At 52.5% G+C, this 19212-nt stretch carries 18 protein-coding genes and 2 pseudogenes; 9 read left to right on the forward strand and 11 right to left on the reverse strand.

Going from position 1 to position 19212, the window contains the following annotated elements; all coding sequences use genetic code 11:
* Positions 1–161 precede the first annotated feature (161 nt).
* Positions 162–860 (forward strand): hypothetical protein, encoded by a 699-nt coding sequence (locus tag FJD38_RS23275; protein ID WP_146387853.1) that lies wholly within the window; start codon positions 162–164, stop codon positions 858–860.
* A 388-nt stretch (positions 861–1248) separates the two neighbouring features.
* Here FJD38_RS23275 and FJD38_RS23280 read toward each other — a convergent pair whose 3' ends face one another.
* The 9 genes from FJD38_RS23280 to FJD38_RS23315 all read right to left on the reverse strand — a co-directional run bounded on the left by FJD38_RS23280 (position 1249) and on the right by FJD38_RS23315 (position 9586).
* A complete protein-coding gene (locus tag FJD38_RS23280) occupies positions 1249–1485 on the reverse strand; it encodes a hypothetical protein (RefSeq protein ID WP_146387855.1) in 237 nt (78 codons plus the stop codon).
* A gap of 144 nt (positions 1486–1629) precedes the next feature.
* Positions 1630–1800: a hypothetical protein gene (locus FJD38_RS24485; protein ID WP_158637872.1), complete on the reverse strand. Its 171-nt coding sequence runs from the start codon at positions 1798–1800 to the stop codon at positions 1630–1632.
* 151 nt (positions 1801–1951) lie between these two features.
* A complete protein-coding gene (locus FJD38_RS23285) occupies positions 1952–2308 on the reverse strand; it encodes a hypothetical protein (protein ID WP_095026050.1) in 357 nt (118 codons plus the stop codon).
* A 172-nt stretch (positions 2309–2480) separates the two neighbouring features.
* On the reverse strand, positions 2481–4520 hold the full coding sequence (gene topA / locus FJD38_RS23290) for a type I DNA topoisomerase (protein WP_146387857.1): 2040 nt from the start codon (positions 4518–4520) through the stop codon (positions 2481–2483).
* Positions 4521–4617: 97 nt separating this feature from the next.
* Positions 4618–5202, reverse strand: a complete 585-nt coding sequence (locus FJD38_RS23295; protein ID WP_146387859.1) for an AcaB family transcriptional regulator — start codon at positions 5200–5202, stop codon at positions 4618–4620.
* Entirely contained in the window at positions 5195–5644 is a 450-nt protein-coding gene (locus FJD38_RS23300) for a hypothetical protein (RefSeq protein ID WP_146387861.1), read from the reverse strand. Before FJD38_RS23300 ends, FJD38_RS23295 begins: the two co-directional genes overlap by 8 nt.
* The gene (locus FJD38_RS23305) at positions 5644–6606 is read right to left on the reverse strand and encodes a ParB/RepB/Spo0J family partition protein (RefSeq protein ID WP_146387863.1); all 963 of its coding nucleotides are present in this window, start codon (positions 6604–6606) and stop codon (positions 5644–5646) included. The genes FJD38_RS23300 and FJD38_RS23305 overlap by 1 nt, the downstream gene beginning before the upstream one ends.
* A complete protein-coding gene (locus FJD38_RS23310) occupies positions 6606–7433 on the reverse strand; it encodes a ParA family protein (RefSeq protein WP_094991485.1) in 828 nt (275 codons plus the stop codon). Before FJD38_RS23310 ends, FJD38_RS23305 begins: the two co-directional genes overlap by 1 nt.
* A 2-nt stretch (positions 7434–7435) precedes the next feature.
* Positions 7436–9586, reverse strand: a complete 2151-nt coding sequence (locus tag FJD38_RS23315; protein ID WP_146387865.1) for a TraM recognition domain-containing protein — start codon at positions 9584–9586, stop codon at positions 7436–7438.
* Positions 9587–11043: 1457 nt separating this feature from the next.
* Between FJD38_RS23315 and FJD38_RS23320 the strand changes: the two genes are divergently transcribed.
* The 5 genes and pseudogenes from FJD38_RS23320 to FJD38_RS23340 form a co-directional block, all read left to right on the forward strand.
* Positions 11044–11811: a hypothetical protein gene (locus FJD38_RS23320; RefSeq protein ID WP_094991407.1), complete on the forward strand. Its 768-nt coding sequence runs from the start codon at positions 11044–11046 to the stop codon at positions 11809–11811.
* Positions 11808–12836, forward strand: a complete 1029-nt coding sequence (locus tag FJD38_RS23325; protein ID WP_094991408.1) for a TadA family conjugal transfer-associated ATPase — start codon at positions 11808–11810, stop codon at positions 12834–12836. Before FJD38_RS23320 ends, FJD38_RS23325 begins: the two co-directional genes overlap by 4 nt.
* 307 nt (positions 12837–13143) lie before the next feature.
* A complete protein-coding gene (locus tag FJD38_RS23330; RefSeq protein WP_233609200.1) occupies positions 13144–13860 on the forward strand; it encodes a TnsA endonuclease N-terminal domain-containing protein in 717 nt (238 codons plus the stop codon).
* 13 nt (positions 13861–13873) lie between these two features.
* Positions 13874–15562: a DDE-type integrase/transposase/recombinase gene (locus FJD38_RS23335; protein WP_240518114.1), complete on the forward strand. Its 1689-nt coding sequence runs from the start codon at positions 13874–13876 to the stop codon at positions 15560–15562.
* A gap of 96 nt (positions 15563–15658) precedes the next feature.
* Positions 15659–15760, forward strand: a pseudogene (locus FJD38_RS23340) (ATP-binding protein); the annotation flags it as partial.
* 290 nt (positions 15761–16050) lie between these two features.
* Here the strand turns inward: FJD38_RS23340 and FJD38_RS23345 are convergent.
* Positions 16051–16203 (reverse strand): annotated as a pseudogene (locus tag FJD38_RS23345) (transposase domain-containing protein); the annotation flags it as partial.
* Positions 16160–16423, reverse strand: a complete 264-nt coding sequence (locus FJD38_RS23350; RefSeq protein ID WP_001446199.1) for a transposase — start codon at positions 16421–16423, stop codon at positions 16160–16162. The pseudogene FJD38_RS23345 and the gene FJD38_RS23350, both read right to left, overlap by 44 nt.
* A gap of 501 nt (positions 16424–16924) precedes the next feature.
* On the opposite strand from FJD38_RS23350, the gene FJD38_RS23360 reads away from it, so the two are divergent.
* The 3 genes from FJD38_RS23360 to FJD38_RS23370 all read left to right on the forward strand — a co-directional run.
* Complete coding sequence (locus FJD38_RS23360) at positions 16925–17206, forward strand: helix-turn-helix domain-containing protein (RefSeq protein ID WP_016782886.1); 282 nt, start codon at positions 16925–16927, stop codon at positions 17204–17206.
* A gap of 34 nt (positions 17207–17240) precedes the next feature.
* Entirely contained in the window at positions 17241–17810 is a 570-nt protein-coding gene (hsp20, locus tag FJD38_RS23365) for a small heat shock protein sHSP20 (protein WP_034113504.1), read from the forward strand.
* Positions 17811–17915: 105 nt separating this feature from the next.
* The coding region (locus FJD38_RS23370) for a Clp protease N-terminal domain-containing protein (RefSeq protein ID WP_146387867.1) at positions 17916–19212 on the forward strand (1297 nt) is incomplete at its 3' end.

Consider the following 19212-nt stretch of genomic DNA (forward strand, 5'->3'; position numbering starts at 1 on the left):
ATTGATCCACCAGGTTTGGCAAGGGAGCGGTGAGGTTGGGGATGGTCTGGCTGGAAGATGAGAAGGGAGATGCTGTCGCCTACGTATACCGAGAGCTGCCGAGGTTGTCTTAGACGAGTCTGTGATATTGTTTTGCTATTTTTTGAAATGGACGAAGAAGAATGGACACATTGGAGAGCGCAGTTCGCAAGCATCACAAAACAAGGTTTGTATTTGCTAATGTAAATAATGACCTTGGTGACTGGTGCGCTGAGATTGATAGTCATACCAGCCTTGTAAAAATGGCTTATGGTTATGCAAGACGTATTGCTGTTGATGCGCTCTACGCACAAGGACTTGTGAATAAAGATGTACGTGAGCACGTGCTGATGATTTTCAAAGCCCTACAAGCTCAAACTGGGCAGACAGTCGAGTTTCAGGAAGCTGCATATGCCCAAGCTGTTGAGTTTCTGAAGGGGTACAACTGGCAATTTACATCAATCTTTGCTAAAAGCCTCAGTGTATTCGCGTCTTCCCGAGCGCCCGACGGGATTTTAGCAGATGCAGATCTTTTCACTGAAGTTCTTGTGTTTTCATATGCACAGGTTAAAGAAGATTTCGAAGTTGCAGAAGCTATAGATGCAATGTTTCGGCAAGACAGTTTGAGTCGTGATCAAGCTTTTGAAGATGCATATGCGGAAATAAATAAAGAGATATTTGACGATCTGCCGCTTTATCATATAAATCTTGAAGAAGCCGAAAGATATGCTACAGAAAACGGCAAAGTAGTTTATAAAGATAGCAGCGGCTATTTCACGGCTAACAAAAATTATGTGCCGCCACCGCAGTTCGGGCTTGATGATGAAAATATTAGCTTTTGAATTAATTTGCCTTGTTTTTAAAACGAGAGTTCGTAAAAATCCTTGATTAGAGATGCCGATCACCCCGGATCCGGCCTCTAAAACGAAGTGCGGTCAAGTTGAATGGCGGGGGCCCCGCCCCCTTGGGGGGGGTTCCGCGTCCGCAGGACCGCCGCAGGCGTATTCTGCTTGACGTTGCGCAGTGGCCCCAAGCCTCCGCTCGGGTGTGTGGGGTAGCTTCACCGCCCCGCGCACCTGAGCCCTCGGCGGCAAGAGCGGGTTTACAAGGGCAGAGCCCTTGGTGTTGCTTAGGTCTGCCGTCCAAGAGGCTCCCCTGGCTGCCAGCGGGGCAAAAAAAACGAGGGGCATATGCCCCTCGGGTTCACGCAAGTCTGAGTGCTGTATCTCGTTAACGGCTCATGTTTCCCCAAGCCGCGACCCACCTGTCAGGTAGATAGATCCCAAAGCTTTGTAAGATAGCCTTATATTCATCCAGGCTACTCAAATTAGTCGGTTCATTCAGGCTTGAGTAAAGGCATTCACCATCTTCGGTAGTAATGCTCATGAAATACTCATGTGTTTGTGTCAGCCAGTTCATAACTACAGCATGGCAAATATCATTAACATAAACGGCATGTATATGCATGACCGATATCCTCAATAATTAGTAGTGGGCTATAACGCAGCAATATGCCCTAACGCTGCTTTTAGATATTAATAAGATAGAAAAAAGAAAGGAACCATAAGGTTCCTTTCGTTATTCGGACAATTAATGTCTATCGGTCGTGATTCAGAACGGTATCCGGTCAGAATCTATCTGCAATGAATCAAAGTTTAAATCCAATCGTTCGCAAATTTCGCGACGATAGTTTTCTTCATCAATTACAGACCATGCTTCGTTATATTCATTTGCCTGATGGTGGGTGCCAGCAGAATCAAACTGAACTACTTGAATTTCCATAGTTGGAACTCCGATATCGATTAGTGGTGAGCATTTCATTCAGCCGTGTGCTCTAACGCTGAAGCCTGAATCATAGCCTAAAGTTATTCTGTAGGCAAAAAAAAACGAGATAGCAAAAGCTATCTCGTCGTGTCAGCATTAAATCAGTAGATTAGAAATCTAGCAGATCCAATGTAGACATTCGTTGATGCGACTCAACAATTTTAACTGCATCTACAAAACGCAGTTCAGTTGGTGCATAAAATCGGAAAACTTTAGAGTCGTTATCAATGGTGCGAACGACATAAAGATAATGTTTATCGTAGAAAGCCTGAATTGCTTCAGTTTTCAAAAGGTTCGCTTTAACGTACTTTGAGTGAACATGAATATTACCAAAAGCGTGAGCTTTTAGATAATCCATGAAGGCTGATGCGAAAGGAGATTTACATTCAGCAAAATCCCCCAAAACATCCGGCGCAAATTCAAAGATCGGATTAAAAGATTGGAAATCGAGTTCAATACCAGACATGGTATATATCCTTGTAAAGTTTAGTAGGAGAGCGTTTCAGTCAACCGTGCGCTCTTAAAGTTGACGAGTTAATACTAACGTATAATTTCTCATATGCCAATCGCGTGCACAAAATCAGGATAAAAAAAAGCCCCCTAGTTAAGGAGGCATATAGCGTTAGTTTTCGCTGTTACTAAGGGACCGCTTCAGCTTTGGCTTTCGGCACCCGAGGGGCAGATAGATCTGGTTCGCCATTTTTATCGGGAAAGCTCAGCTGACAACCATCTTTATGACCCGAGCAACCGAAAAATGACCAACCGCCCTCCCCTTCTTTTACCCGGTGAATCAGCGGCTTACCGCACCCTGTACAGGCGAATTCGGTAAGTATAGGACCGGAGGTTTTGCCCGGTTTGCCGTCTGCATCCTCTGCCATGTAATCGCAGCCGCTGTCATCTTGGGTGTAGCCGCTGCATCCCCACCAGGACGAAGACTTTTTGTTCTTCGCAGGGTTTAGGGTCAATCCACGGGAGCATTTTGGGCAAGGATACGCAACGGGCACCTTCGCTTTGAATGCTTCCAGCTCGCCAAGCAAGCGTTTATGCACTGCGCCCAGGAGGTTTTTGTAATTTGCTTTGCCGGTCGCAAGACCCTCAAGCTGTTCTTCCAGAATTTTAGTGAAGTCGTAATTGAGAAATTGAAAGTTATCGCGAAGGACATTCATTAAACGAATGCCGCGAAAAGCCATTTTTAGCTGTTTCTTTTTCCCAAAGCGCTCCACATAGTTTCTATTGTCGATAATAGTTTCAATGACAGCGCCGTAAGTAGCTGGGCGACCAATGCCCAAGCGTTCCATTTCTTTAATCAAACTGGCTTCGGTATAGCGTGGGCGTGCCTTTGTTTTTGTTTCAATTAACTTACCGTTGTCTGCATCTAAATAATCGTCAACTGTCAGTGTTGGTACAGGGTTATCCGAGTCTTGATCTTCAAGACTTGCTTCGTCTTCTAGATCCTCTGAGCTGTCAAACGGGGTTAACTCTTTCCAGCCTTTGTAGATAAGCTTTTTGCCGCGACCCTCAAAAACGATAGTGCTGTCACCTACTGGACTCACTGCTTCAAGCCTGGCAACTCTCACCGCAAAGCGTGCATCCTGGAGCTGGCAACCAACTGTTCTCATCCAGATCAGGTTATACAGCTTACGTTCGTTCTCGTTCTGTCCAGCTGTAGTCGCAGATATGTGCGAGGGCCTTATTGCTTCGTGCGCGCCCTGGGAATCATCCTTTTGTTTCCAGGTCCGGGCCTGTTCAACAATAGGTAAGGAATTTTCTTTGCCGTAGGCAAAGATTTCATTGAGAGCATCATCTGAAAGCGCGGTGCTATCTGTTCGCATGTACGAGATTGCGCCCTGCTCATAGAGCTTTTGGGCGATTTCCATCGTTTGCTTAGGGCCAAAGCCAAGCGCGTTGCTGCCTGCAGCTTGAAGGGTAGTGGTTGTGAAAGGTGCAGGCGGTGAACTGGTGGACTCACTGTCGTCGCAACTCAAGACCTTAACGCTTCTGACTGCGGCAACCAGTTCTGCAAAGTCTTTATCGGTCCAATGCTTTTGCCCGTCGAGAAGTGGCTTTGCATCCCATGATGCTTTCCAACTGCCAAAGGTCAGCTCGGCGCCGTAGTGATTGAGGCTAGAGTGGCCTGCAATCTCCTTTTCCCTATCGTCTACAAGCCTCACTGCTACGCTCTGTACACGTCCAGTAGAGGCGTTCTTATCGCCCATCGCCTCTGCGATAACTGGGCTAACCATGTAGCCGATAAGTCTATCTGTAATGCGTCGTGCTTCTTGGGCGGCGACTTGCTTTAAATCAATGGCCCGAGGATTGGCCAGAGCTTTTTTCAAAGCTGTAGGTGTAATCTCATTGTATGTAATACGGCGTTCGTCTTTAATTCCAAGGACTTGTTTCAGGTGCCATGCAATAGCCTCCCCTTCCCTATCCATGTCGGTAGCGAGAATTACACCGTCTTCGCATTCTTGTTGTAAGCGCTTCAGACGCGCTACAACTTCCCGACCTTTCTCTGTATATACATATTCAGGTTTGAAGTCGGGTGCATGCACGCCCATTCCAGCTTCAGGCAAGTCTCTAATATGGCCCACGCTTGCAGCTACCCGATAACCGCTTCCAAGATACTCTTCGATTATCTTACCTTTGGACGGTGACTCAACAATTATCAATGTGGTCATTGCGTTCGCCTTTATTTAGGCAAGCCAATACCATAATTGGCAATTAATGCCGGTATAGCCTGCAAATAAAACAGTGGCTCCGTGGAGCCACCGAGAGTTACTTAGAAGTCAGCGACTTACGCTGTTCGTGATACAACTTGATGGTCTGGTTCATGTCGTGCATGAGTTTGCGCAGAGGTTTAATGTAACGATCTTCGCGTTTCTTCCAATCCTTTTTGCTTATCGCACCTTTGAAGTGAAGTTCTTTCAAACTTGCAACAATCAAATCTGCAATGACGAAAAGACGAACGAATGCGTTAACAAGAGGTGTACCCTTCCCTTCCTTGATGGTCAGTGGGTATTCAGTTTGCGCAGATGTAACAATATCCATCGCCTTAATAAGCGGATCAGTGAGTTCTTCAGTAAGCGCCGAGAGACTTTGCTTCATGTCATCTTCGACAGCTTTGAGGTTGTCACTTAATACCGGCCTTACTTTTTCTGCCAATGCCTGGGCAATGGCATATTCAGGCTTAGAATTACTTGCAAATGCTTCTATGGAAAACAGGCTATCTGCAATGCGCACACCGCAGATTCTTTTACTTTCTTCATGGCCTGGGAAGTAGTTGGTATCCCAAAGAATGATTAAGTACAGGTCGTGCACTTTTATTCTCACGTCAAACCGTGGCTCATCCTTGTCACTCATAACTAACTACCTGTATTAGATTCTGTAGCTGCATGACCTGGGCAGCAGCTAATAGCCGAATCTGTTCTTTTAGAAAAGCCAACTCATACCGATACCCAAGTCCCGGTTCGGCATAATCTGTATTGCTGAATTCAAGCCCCACTACATAACCCGCGTCACGGTTCGCTTTAACCAGTTCTTTTGCCAGATTCACCCTATCGAGCGAATCAGTGGCTAAGCACCAACTAACTATCGCGGCCAGCTTTTCGGATGGGCCCGGCAGGTTATCTAAACCCGCCGCGACGGCGCATTGCCATTCGTTAAACAGCTCAAGTCCTATGCGGGGGTCTTCAGTGGGGCTTCCAGGGCAAAGTGTGGGGCACCACGTTATTTTGAACATGGTGCGTCCCAGCACATCTACGGACTCGTAGTCATTTAGGTTTGCCAGACGCACCAAGGCCATTATTCAGCGCCTTCTTTGAGGTCTGAGGCCATGGCTTTAATTGCTTCAATAAGAGCCGCTTGAAGTGACTTCGGATCCAAGCTAGCTGGTACATCGAGAAATGCAGCGAGAGCTTTAGCCGCATCTAAACCAATGGTCAGGGAGATAAAACTTTCCGAATCGGAAAGTTTTAGATCCCCTGCCCCGGATTCTTTGCCGTCACCAACACCGTTTTCATCCGCATCGCCGGGAGTTTTATCCTCACTTTTAGGTTGTTCTTTTGGCTGCTTAGGCTCTTTAGGAATAAGGGCTTTAATCGCTTGCTGAATGGATTCGCCTTTGGCAATTCTTTTTTCAAGTTTGGTCAACTGGTCATCGTCGAGTTTTTTCAGCTCGTAGACCAAGTTAACGTCCTGGAACGTGCCTGAACGCACCAACTCTTTAGCTCGATCACCGAGCTTATGGATTGCCTTGTACTTGCTCAGAGCTGTTTGGTTTGGCAGGCCGTGAACAGCAATAATTTCTTCAGTGGTGAGCCCGAATTCTTTTTCGTCTCGCTGAATAGACATGGCGGTTTGAAATAGTGTCAGCCCTTTACGTGCGCCATTGGATGCGGTGTGGTCTAGGCGTTGCTCTTTCTTGCTGCCAGTACGAACAATGCAAGGCAGCATCTGGAGTTCTTCAGGCAGTGACTCAACTGACCGCCACCGGCATTCACCGTCGATAATTGGGAAATTACCGTTTTCATCTGGCGAGCCTACAAACAATGGATAGCGAATACCGAAATATCGACCGTCTTCAATCTTTATTTGAGCGGATTTGCGAATGGATTGAATGTTCGCAATGGTCTCAGGATTATCCCAGTCGTCACGGTCCTGACCTTCCGTTGGTATGATTTTCGAGCGGTGAATAAGTGTAATTGCTTCGCCGGTGATTGGATCATTCTCGCCGCTACGCAGAAGTTCGCTGATACTGTTCGTCATTAGATTTTCTCCATCAATTTCTTGCAAAAGTTTTCAAATTCAAAGGATGCGTCTTGTGCCGAACCATCTTTGCCGCTGATCCACTTGCCGCTACTAATCGAAGCTTTAATAGGGTCGCGTAGGCCAATTACGCCTAGTAGGGCAACGTCACCGTAAGCGGTTACTAAGCTCTCATAGATCGCTCTGTCACCAAGTGAGTGCGGAACCTTTTTACCTAAGACGCTAACAAGCGTTTTCACGCGATTGATAACGAAGCCACCCCATTGGAGGTTTTTGTTCAGGCCGCGTTTTACAGGCTTCAGAACCTTTGTTAGCTCTTTCAAAGACCCGATGGCGTTGTGGTCCAGGTCAATAGGGGAGTAGATCAAGTCGGCACAAATCAATGTGGCCAACAGTGTGTTGCCATTACCCGCAGGCGTATCAATCAGGATGTAGTCATAGCTTTCGATGTTCGGCACCCTCATATGAAGGTTGTCTTTAAGTGCCGTAACAATCGTCAAATCGTTTGAGCGGTTAATTTCGCTAACGCTGGAATCGCCCTGGATCAAATGAATATTGTCCGAGATAACGCTTACAGTAATCGGCGCAGCTTGTTCGTCTTCAGGATCTTTGAACAAGTGAGTAACGTTGCTCAAATGTTCGTACCTTACTTCGGCACCTTGCAGGTTGTTGGTCAAACTAGCGATGTTGTCCAGATCAATAAATAAAACCTTTTTGCCCTGGAGACTCAGATACAGGCCCAAGCCAGTGATGGTCGTTGATTTGCCAACACCCCCTTTAGGGGTGCTTACACCAATCACTTTTGGAAACGGCGCTTCGTTGGTCATTGTTAGATTCCTTCGATATCGTCCAGGGAGGACAGATCCACCGGAGCGGCGGGTTTTGGTTTAGGCGGTCGTGGGCTTGTGATGGCAATTCCTGCCGCCTCAATTGCTGCTTTTTGGTCAGCGGTCAGCTTAGCTTTTCCAGCTGGTTTTTGTGGCATTGGTTCTGGTGTAAAACGTTCATCATCATTTGCGTTTGTTTGAGCAAACGGGTCTTCAGAAGGCCCGGTAATTTCATTTGTGTCAATGCTGGCAAACGGATCTTTTTCAGCGTTTTCAAGCGCAGCAAAAGGGTCTTCCTCATTAACATTTTCAAGGCTTGCAAATGGATCTTCATTAGTCGCGGAAGGGGATGTAAATGGGTCTTCCTCAGCGACTTCGCTAGTCGCCTTGAGGGCGGTTACGGCGTCAGCAGCGATTATCGCTTGCGGGGCAGGGGGCTGCGCAGGGTTGCGAGGTGGAAGGCCCTTAAACTCTTTAACGCTGATCCAGCACGTATAGATAATTACGGCTAGGTGATTCGGGCGAATAAGCGCGCTTACCCTTGCTGGAAGTGCGAGAAGTTGATTGGTGGTAACGGTCGTTTCTTCCACCTGCCCTACTGAGCGTTCATCCCCCCATAATTCAGCACCGCCTTTATTGATTTCCACCTTCTCCATTTTAGTGACGGTTTTTTGCGCTTTGCCGGTCAGGCTTGCTAACCACTCTGCGGTTTCAAAATCGTTTGCGCGGTAGGTCAAAGTAATTTGGGTATTGATATCAATCCCCCCCTTAATTGACTGCGCATTGAGTGTTTTGTCCGGCAGGTTCAAAAGGTCGGTTAGTGCTTGATAGGTCAAAGCCATGAACACGTTTTTGGAAAGTACAGTGGCCAGAGCGTCTGCCAATGTCTGCGAAACGATAAATCTGATTTCGTCCAGGACAAGATATGTTGGGTGAGCCAGTGGTTTTTTAAGAGCGATTTGCACTAGCTCATCCAGCAGGGCAATACATGCTTTTCTAACGATAGTGTCATTGATATTTGAGCGGACATAAACAACTGCCCCCGAGCGCAAAGCTTCTTCAACCTTGAAGCTTTCCTCTACAGTTGCGCGCAGGGTATCGAGCTGCATGAACTCACTTACGTTCGACTCAATGCTACCGTTTTTTTCTCTAACCCAGCTTTTCATTACATCGTTGATTTCAGGGTGATTACCCTTCAACAACTTTGCAAGCTGGCCCAGTGTGCCGTCCCAAAGAGGCATGAGATAGTCCAGCACTTTTCGTTCTTCGCGTTTGAAAAAGTCCGCGTTTGTGCCGTTGTCGGCCATGGCGAAAGTCTTTACAACGCGCTCCCTTCGTTCTCTACGGCTACCGCCGATAAAGGGGCCATATGAACCTGGACCAACACCGTTTAAATCTAGAATAAGCGGGGCAGGGCGGCCATGACGTTCACAGCTTTCGCGCATAATGTCGTAGATAAAATCATCGGGTTTTTGATCTACAAACCATGCTCCCCAGCCTTTCATGATTGCTTGGTCGAGCAGTACGCCAAGCATGATGCCCTTACCCGTTTGGGAAGGGCCAATTACCTTGGAGTGGTTTTTTCTAAATAGTTCGTCGGCCATATAGATGCCAGCACCGGTGTCGTCCAAACCTAAAAACATCTGCCCTTCAAGATAAAAATCTTGTGGGTTGAAGTCTTTTGCTTTGAGCTTATCCATGTCTACGCGGATATCACTAAGCGCATCGCCGCTAGCTTGAACCCGAAATTTCCGCTTCCAGCTATTAATTTTTGGGCGTACCCAGCGCAGCATTATCATGCGTAAAAACATTGGTGCTGATAGCACCACTAGAAAGCACCACCAAAGGTCTGCAATGGATTTTCTAAACTCGCCATACCACAGGCTCATGAACTGGGTAGCTCTGTCACCATCGTAGCCGTAGACGGAATACGCATAGATGTACATGCCTACAACCAGTAAAGGTCCGCAGGCGAAGATTAGAATCATTGCGCAGCGGCGCACATATAGAAAAGCAAGATCCATTACCGTTGCGTCATCTGATTCTTTTACTGCGCCCGTGACCGCAAGCAAAAGAAGTACGCCGATTAAAAAACAAAATACGGTTGTTAAGCCTGGGTCCGTATTGAGCAAAATAAAGCGTAAAATTTCCATTTACTATCCTCTAACGACATCCATAAACCCGAGCATTATTGCTTCCCTTTCTGACTTTCCGATTCGGAAAGTTTCTGTATTCCGGGGCTGACTTTCCGAATAGGAAAGTTTTAACCCACTTTCCGATTCGGAAATTTACCACGCTTCCGGCCTGACTTTCCGAATCGGAAAGTTTCCGGCCTCCTTCTTTCCTGCCTTCCTAAATCGAAAGACTCTAGAGACTTTCCGAATCGGAAAGTTCCTCTAGCGCGGATTTATGGTCGTTCCCCTTAATCCTGCAATATCGTTATGCGCATATCAATGTGCATTATCCTATTGCCTTTCTATTGCTTTAGCAATAGGCTAAACAATAGAAAGACCAATAGAACAGGGCATAGAAAAAAAATGTTTTTTCTACAAATCAAAAGCGCTAAAAGCCGCCATCCGATGGATGATGTGGGCGTCCTAAAGGACACCCATAGACCGCCGGGGGAGCGCCCCGTCAGTCTTTTAGGGTTCCAACTCGCTGCGCGAGCTTCCACCCTCTTTCGCATCCTGCGCCCTGAACGGGCTTGTCTACGAAATTCACCCGCGCGGGCGTCCGATGAAGCCGGACCAACCTGCATTCTGCTATTGCGCGACGTCTCGTTGCGGTCCTTCGTCCCTTTCTCGACTGCTACATCGCGAATCCAGGTTGGTCCGGTTTCACCGGACGCCCGCGCCGCTTTCGCTAACGGATGCTGCGCACCCTGCCTCCGCCCTGAACGGGCTGCGTCAGGGCAGACCGGGAAAATTGGCATGGGGGCCATTTCCCCTCACCCCCCTCGTGGGCTCGGGGGGCGTCTGTCCTTCTCGCTGTTTAACGCACGACTCTTCGCTTCGCTCATCGCTGCGCTATTGAAAAGCAGCCAACCCCGTGCCGGGCCTGGCGCCTCCCTTCGGTCAGCAGAAGCAGGCGAGCGCTCCCGCGCTGCCCACAGCAAGCAACGACTTTTGGTCGTTTGCCTCAAGCCTTGCCTCCCTTCGGTCAGCAGAAGCAGGCGAGCGCTTCCGGGCTGCCCACAGCAAGCAACGACTTTTGGTCGTTTGCCTAAAGCGGCCAGCGGCTTTAGGCCGTTGGCGGCGTTTACAACGCCTAGCCCCTCACGCGGGGCTAAAGGCTTCGCGGCGTCAGTTCGCCTCTTTCCTAAACGCATGCATTGGCCTCGCCCGACCTTCGGTGGGCTGGCCTTGCATACATTTAGGAAAGGGCTCGTTCTGCGCTCCAAAGCCGATGCAGTCTCATGCTTTCGCGTTGCCCTACCTTCGGTGGGCTCGCTGGCATGATCCTGCAACGGCTTGGTTCGCTCCGCTGAATAGGTCAGCCTTCACCCTTCCTTCGGAGGGCGAGGCTGACCTATTCAGGGGCGAACAATAAACACAAAGTGTCCATGCTTAGCATCCGGAGACTTATGCAATGTTATCGGTGGAGAAAGATTTTGGACGAAGGGAAAACTACTAACGCTGTGAGCGGCTGGGACCGCTCGGCAGCTATAAGCCGGAGCCGTGAAAAGCTTGAGTCGGTAGTCAGGTGGCTTGCATGGTTTGACTACTCCGACAGGTCAACTATTGCCGCAATGCTCGGCGTCGATGCGGATGGCCAGCGCGCCTTTTTCAAGCGGTTGGAGGACTCCGGTTTTCTCTTGGTAGATCGTGCACCTGGGATCGACAGGAAAATCTACAGCCTCGGGGAAGCGGGGTTTGACTACGCGCTCATGCTTGCGCCTGAACTTAATTTAAAGAGGCGGCGCAGGCTGCCTTCTTGGGTGTCGATGATTCACAGCTTTTCGGTCCAAGCGGCAATTATTAAGCGCATGCCGGATATCCAAATACTACGGCCAGAGAAGACCTTAAAGCACCTTCGCACCGTGCGATTACCAGACGCAATCCTGACGATGAAGGACGGAACATCGGTCGCCCTGGAGGTTGAGCTGAACCATAAATCGAGCCCCCGGGTTTACAACATTTTCCTATCGCATTTGAAAAATATTCGCGGCGGGCATTACGACAAAGTTCTGTATCTCTTTCCGAATGAGGGCTTATGCAACCTGTATCTGGAGAAGTACAACCAGCCAATGTGGCCGATTTATCGGCCACTCGCTGGCACGACTCGGCTAGTTCAGGATAAAGATCGGAGCTTTACAGCTAGCCCCGTGCATGAAAGCAATCTGATGCAGTTTCAAGTCGAGGTCATGTATACGCTATGAGCTATGAAGATACCGTTTTCGGGTCAGTACCCGTCAAAGAGGCAGGAAGCTGGGAATTGCTTGAGCACTTCCTTAAACCGGTTCTACCTCATTTCAACAATCCATTGGTCACTGAGATTTGTGTTAACCGTTATGACGAAATGTACGTTGAAATTAACAACGTGCTTGAGCGAGTTGATAGCGGGTTTGCCTCAGAGCAGAAGCTTGTTGAATTCATTCGTCAGCTAGGGATTGTTCTCAAACAGCCGGTCGGTCCCGACAATCCAGAGCTTGATGCGCGGTTTCCTAACGGTGCACGCATTAGCTGCACGTTGTCTTTAATGACCCCCGCGGGTGCAACATTTAGCCTTCGTTGCAAACCAACAAAAGCGTTCACGATGGCCGAACTGGTCGGGTTAGGGGCGCTCACAAGCGAAATGGCCGACTACATTGCAGAGCGTGTTCGTGGTGCTGCGACAATGCTTGTCACAGGCAATACAGGAAGCGGAAAAACCGCAATGCTTCGGGCTTGTGGCGGGTTCATAGATAAGCGTGAACGGCTGTGTACAGCAGAAGATACCCTTGAGCTTGGGATGCGTGAAATGCTGCCCAATGTCGTCGCTTTTGAAGCTCCTTACAGGGAGCCTAAACCCGGCGTGAGGGTTATCAATTTGGCGTCTTGTATTCGCAAATTTCTTCGTTATCGGCCAGACCGTGGCTGGGTTGGTGAAATTCGTGATGCTGCGGCTTGTGACGCATTTTTTCAGTTCATTTATACCGGGCATAGAGGGTCAGCTGCTTCGTTGCACACGAATGGTCCTGACGATACCGTGCCTCGATTGCAGTACCTCATGTCCTCGGCTGGACTTATCAGTTATGACCTTGCCGGCCGAATGATCCTTGGCGTTCTCGATTTGATGATTCATTGCTCGCGTGATCCGCGCTACGGTCGGAAAGTCACTGATATTGTCGAAGTCCGTAATGGTGAACTGCACCCGATCTTTGTATATGACGTTGAAGCCGGGAAACATCGACGGGTTGATTAATGCCGCTGGCAGCCAGGGGGGCCCCCTGGACGGCAGACCAAAGCAACACCAAGGGCTCTGCCCTTGTAAGCCCGCTCTTGCCGCCGAGGGCTCAGGTGCGCGGGGCGGGGAAGCTACCCCACACACCCGAGCGGAGGCTTGGGGGTACTGCGCACCGTCAAGCAGAATACGCCTGCGGCGGTCCTACGGACGCGGAACCCACCCCCAAAGGGGCGGGACCCCCGCCATTCAACTTGACCGCGCTTCGTTTAAGGGCCCGGATCCGGGCCAGGGATCAGACTACAAGCCGTTCATCTACACCAGGGACGTGTCCTCGCTGGGTCGCTCCCACCGCCTGCCTGGCAGCAAGACCCGGCGTTTACACCATCTTCTATCCGATCTTGAACTGGCCATCTTCCTGACCTTGGATCGGTCTCCCCATGTCACCGATATCCGTGAACAGTTTCCGATGCGGGTCGAAGATACGGTGCGCATCGCCGAGGAGCTTGGCCTGCCCCACGGTTGTTACAAGGGTACCCAGCAGGTACTGACCAGCGACTTTCTGGTGGATTTCGAAGATCCTCAGCGCCCGAGCATCGCGATTCAGGCCAAGTACAGTACCGACCTGCAGAAGCCTGAAGTTATCGAGAGGCTTGAACTTGAAAGGCGCTACTGGCAGGAAAAAGGTATTCCCTGGGTCATCGTCACTGAGCGCGAGGTATCCAAGGTGGCATTTGCCAATATCCAATGGCTCTATCCTGCCCATGCTGAAGGCGACATCGCTCAGGACGATCTCGCCCATTACCAGCAGCTGTTTCTGCTCGAGTTTCAGCGTCACCCAGACCGGAAGCTGACCGCTATTGCCCAAGGACTGGATACCTCCGGCCAGCTGGAGGCCGGTCAGGCGCTCTATTGGCTACGCCAGTTGCTGGCCCGGCACTGTTTCCTTTTCGATCTTGACACTCCTTACCGGGAGCTGAAGCCGAAAGACCTGGTTGCCAACTCTCATCAAATGCATCAGGAGCTGAGCAGTGTTGCCCGTTAATCAGGTGTTCCGGATGGGGGAACTGCGAAAGCGCCTGCTTTGGTCCGGTACCGAGCAGGCAATCTGGATCGATATCGATTCGGACACGGCGTTGCCCGAACCGATATCGATTGTAGAGCTGGAGCGTCTGATCATGGAGCGGGAGCTGGAGAGCATTGCCGATCCCTTCGAGGAAACAGTCCTACGGGAGGTTGAGGAAGGTTCCCTTGATCAGCAGAAGCGTGATGAAGCTTGGGGAATGCTGGCGGATTTTGTGCACGACCCCCAGCTTTTCGTGCGGCGCCCCAGAGGGCTCATTGTCAGAGGCATCATGGAGCGCCATGGTGTCACCAATCAGACGGTGTATAGGTTACTGAGGCGCTACTGGCAGCGAGGCATGTGCAGGAATGCCCTCTTGCCGGACTATGTCAACTCGGGCGCCCGTGGCAAGCGCAGAAAGCCGAACCAGGCCAAGCTGGGCAGGCCCAGAGTGGTGATGGAGGGGAAAGGGAGCAATGTCACGCCGGACATCGAGCGCATTTTTCGCCGGGTCATCGAGGAACGTTTGCTCAAGGAAAAACATCCGTCCATTCCTGATGCCTACGCCGCCGGGCTGAATCTGCTCCGTGCTGTTCTGACGGAGCTGCCGACCTTCGAACTGCCTACATTGGGGCAGTTCCGTTACTTCTATGGGCGCGAATATCACTTCACCGACACCTTGCCATGCAGGGTGTCCGCAGTGGATTTTGCCAAGGACTTCCGACCGCTCAGCAGTACATCGACGACCGAGGCACTGGGGCCCGGATACCGCTACCAGATCGATGCCACCATCGCCGATATCTATCTGGTTTCAGAACATGATCGCAGCCTTATCGTCGGCAGGCCTGTCGTTTACATGGTGATCGACGTGTTCAGCCGCATGGTCGTTGGTATGTACGTCGGATTCGAGGGACCTTCCTGGGTCAGTGCCATGGTGGCATTGGCCAACACGGTCGCCGACAAGGTTGAGTATTGCCGCCAGTATAGCGTGGAGATCGATGCCAGCGACTGGCCGGTCAAAGGCTTGCCGGATGTGGTGCTGGCCGATAAGGGCGAACTGAATGGCACCAAGGTGGAAGCATTTTCCCAAGCCTTCGGCGTTCGCATCGAGAATGCACCGGCCAGGCGAGGAGATGCCAAGGGGATCGTCGAGCGTTATTTCCGGACGGTGCAGGAGCGTTTCAAGCCCTATGCCAGCGGTGTGGTCGAGGACACCACCAGCCGGAAGCGGGGTGGCCACGACTACAGACTTGATGCCAGTCTGACCTTGCCCGAGTTCACCCAGATCATCATTGCCGGCATCCTCTACCACAACAACTTTCATACCTTGAGCAAATACGACAGAACCTCTGGTATGCCGGGCGATCTGCCAGCCATCCCGGTCATGCTGTGGAACTGGGGCTTGGCCAACTTGACCGGCCGGTTACGTACTGCGCCCGAGGAGCTGGTGCGGATAAATCTCTTGCCCCATGAGTCGGCCACGGTTTCGGAGCTGGGAATCAGGCTGTTCGGCTGCTTCTACACCTGCCAGGAAGCAATCAGGGAGGGTTGGTTTCACCGAGGCCAGGCACCATGGCGAAGTACTGTGAGCCTTTGCACTCTGTGCATCACCCGAAAGAAAGCTCACCTGGGGCCAACCATGCCCGGGTGTTCGACTGGAAGCAGCGGATACGCGCGGCCCTAGGCTGATTGCAGAATACACCGCAGTTCGGCTGCGATACATCTTGTCGCGCACTGCGTGCAGCCTCCCCGAAACTGCCCGGAGCCGTGCCAAGGCGATATAGGCCCCTTGGGAGTCGGCAAGACGCATCTGGCCATCGCACTGCGCTATCGGGCGGCGCAGTGCGGCATCAAGACCCGCTTCATCACTGCGGCCGACCTTGGTGCTGCAACTGGGCGCGGACCAGCGTAACCGTCCGGGCATCCCGGCTGGCTTGACCCCGCCAAGCTAAGAGATGGTGGCAGTTCGTGGATGCCGTTTCCCGGGTGCACGCGATCCGAGACCACGCGATCAAGCAGGAAAACGAGCACCTGGGCTTGCCTGACTGACCGCAGGCCGGCGACGACAAGGTGGAAAAGTTCGGCGTGTGGCTCTGGCGGCAACGATCCCGCGAAGGGCGGACGGTGCTTGAGCTGTTGAACGTAAGCGTGCGGGCAAACCGTCTTGCGCGACTATGCCGGATGCCACCTATGCGGCAGCAGCTCTGCAATCTCACTCGCCCGCTGCGTCGGCAACCGTGTCAGCACATCCTTGAGATAGGCATACGGATCGTGCCCATTATTACGGGCCGACTGGATCAAACTCATGATCGCAGCAGCGCACTTGAGCATGCGATCCCGCGCCGAGCATTTGAGAAGGCAACGGGATGAACGCTGGCTGGATAGCCGTGGTTTTCTGGGTATGCAGCCGAATCCATTTGTGGACGAGGTTGGCATTGAGGCTGTAGCCCAAGGCGATGTTTGCGATGGAGGCACCGGGTTCAGAACACTCCTGAATGACCTGGGCCTTGAAAGATTTGCTGTAGGTACGGCGCTGAGGGGGCATGGAAAATCCGCTTGATGGGCCATGGCCTTCGGCGGCGGTGTCGGGAAGGTGTGTTGGCCGGACGGATATTGTTGAACTACGCTGTCTGGGGCAACGGAAGTGTTTCGGCCCGACTCTGGAACGCGATCCGCAGCGACGACTGGGCAATTCCGCACGTTGGCCTGAGCAGCCTCGGGGAAAGCGTCGGCTGGGCGCGCCCAGACGAGTTTCCGCCAAGGAACATGCAGACGAGCAAGGGGCTGCGGGCACTCGGCTACAACGTGAGGATCGGTGTTTGATCGAGGCGCCTGTGGCACACGCAGGCTGACGAGCCAGGCGCTGTCCATGGCCTGATCAGGCCGCCCCGCTGCGCCTTGCCTGAGCAGTTGACCTGCATCAATGGGGCGGGAGATCGCTGTACATTGACTCTTGAAGTTTGTCCTGGTAAGCGCAATATCTTGCAAAGTCTTGCAAGGATTTCCTTGGCCGGAACCGCAAAGCGACGCGATTGGAGAGGGTGAGATGAAAGCGCACCTACAGGTGATTTTCACGCTCGATGAATTGGCTGCGTACTTGAAAGTCGGCAAGCGGACGCTTTATCGGCTCGCCGCGCACGGGGAAATTCCGGCTTTCAAGGTGGGCGGGACGTGGCGGTTTCGTCAAAGTGAAATCGATCAGTGGATCAATGATCAGACCCGAGCCGGAGCAAAGAAGGAGGTGATGCGCAAGCGTGAACAGCAGAAGTCATCCGAGCAGCCCGTGTCGCCTGGGCGCACTGCCCGTCGCAGCAGGCAAAGGGCTTGAGTAACTCGTTTTTCAATTTTTCTGGAGGTATGACATGGACATCGATTTCAAGAAGTTGGCTCCCTGGAACTGGTTCAAGAACGAGCAGCAAGAGCAGCAGACCGCCTCTTCCCTGCCGGTGCAGCGCAATGACCTGCCAGCGGCGAGCGGGCCAGTCAGCCCGATCCTGCAACTGCATCGCGAGATCGACCGGCTGTTCGATGACGCGTTCCGGGGCTTCGGTTTTCCGGCGCTGGCCATGCCGCGGCTGCCATCCGATTGGTCGGGCATGCTGAAGCCGGCCCTGGACATCCAGGAAACCGACAAGCAGTACAAGATTGCCCTGGAAGTGCCCGGTGTCGAGGAAAAGGACATCCAGATCACCCTCGACAACGACGTGCTGGTGGTGCGTGGCGAGAAGCGCCAGGAACAGGAGAAGAAGGAAGGTGGCTTCCACCGTGTGGAGCGCACCTACGGCAGCTTTCACCGCGCCTTGAACCTGCCTGACGACGCCGATCAGGATTCGATCAAGGCATCGTTCAAGAACGGGGTGCTCACGGTCACGATCGACAAGCGCGAGGTCAGCGCGCCGAAGCAGGGACGTTCGATCCCGATCAACAGCTGACGTCGCCGGCTCGTTCGTCACAAGAAAAACCCGGTACGAGACGAGGTGTCGCGGCTCGCGATGCCTCGTCGCCTCAACCTTGTCAACCTTCTCAGGAGCATCAGCATGACCAGAAAACAATGCCAGGTCTGCGGCCAACCCGCCACCGTGCGGGTGGAAGCCAATCTCGACGGGCGTCACAGCACCATGCTGTTGTGCGACGACCATTACCGCCAACTGGTGCGCCAGCAAAAGCGCACCGTCTCGCCGCTGGAAGCCTTGTTCGGCTCGCGCAGCGGCCTGTTCGAGGACTTCCTCGGCAGTGACTTCTTCCGCATCGGCGACGACGCGACGCCCTTTGCCGCCGATACCGATGACGTGGTCGATGCCGTGTTTGGCGAACCCGCCGCCGCAGGTTCGGGTGCACCGCGCCGGCGCGGCAGTGGGCTGGCCAGCCGCATCAGCGAACAGTCGGAAGCCCTGCTGCAAGAGGCCGCCAAACACGCTGCCGAATTTGGCCGCTCCGAGGTGGATACCGAACATCTGCTGCTGGCGCTGGCCGACAGCGACGTGGTCAAGACCATCCTGGGTCAGTTCAAAATCAAGGTCGATGACCTCAAGCGGCAGATCGAGTCCGAGGCCAAGCGCGGGGACAAGCCGTTCGAGGGCGAGATCGGCGTGTCGCCGCGCGTGAAGGATGCGCTCAGCCGCGCCTTCGTGGCCTCCAATGAACTCGGCCATTCCTATGTCGGTCCGGAGCATTTCCTGATCGGTCTGACCGAGGAAGGCGAAGGGCTGGCCGCCAACCTGCTACGCCGCTACGGCCTGACGCCGCAGGCGCTGCGCCAACAGGTCAGCAAGGTGGTCGGCAAAGGCGCCGAGGATGGCCGCGCCGAGACGCCGACCAACACGCCAGAACTCGACAAGTATTCGCGCGACCTCACCAAGATGGCGCGCGAGGGCAAGCTCGATCCGGTCATCGGCCGTGCGCAGGAGATCGAGACCACCATCGAGGTGCTGGCCCGGCGCAAGAAAAACAACCCGGTGTTGATCGGTGAGCCCGGCGTCGGCAAGACCGCCATTGTCGAAGGACTGGCGCAGCGGATGGTCGCCGGCGAAGTGCCCGAGACGCTGCGCGACAAGCGTCTGGTGGAACTCAACATCAACGCCATGGTGGCCGGCGCCAAGTATCGCGGCGAGTTCGAGGAGCGCGTGCAGAAGGTGCTCAAGGAAGTGACCGAGCACCAGGGCGAGATGATTCTCTTCATCGATGAAGTGCACACCATCGTCGGTGCCGGCCAGGGTGGCGGCGAAGGCGGGCTGGACGTGGCCAACGTGTTCAAGCCGATGATGGCGCGCGGCGAGCTGAACCTGATCGGCGCCACCACGCTCAACGAGTATCAGAAGTACATCGAGAAGGACG

The organism is Pseudomonas saxonica (assembly GCF_007858365.1).
In the GTDB taxonomy this organism is placed as follows: Bacteria; Pseudomonadota; Gammaproteobacteria; order Pseudomonadales; family Pseudomonadaceae; genus Aquipseudomonas; species Aquipseudomonas saxonica.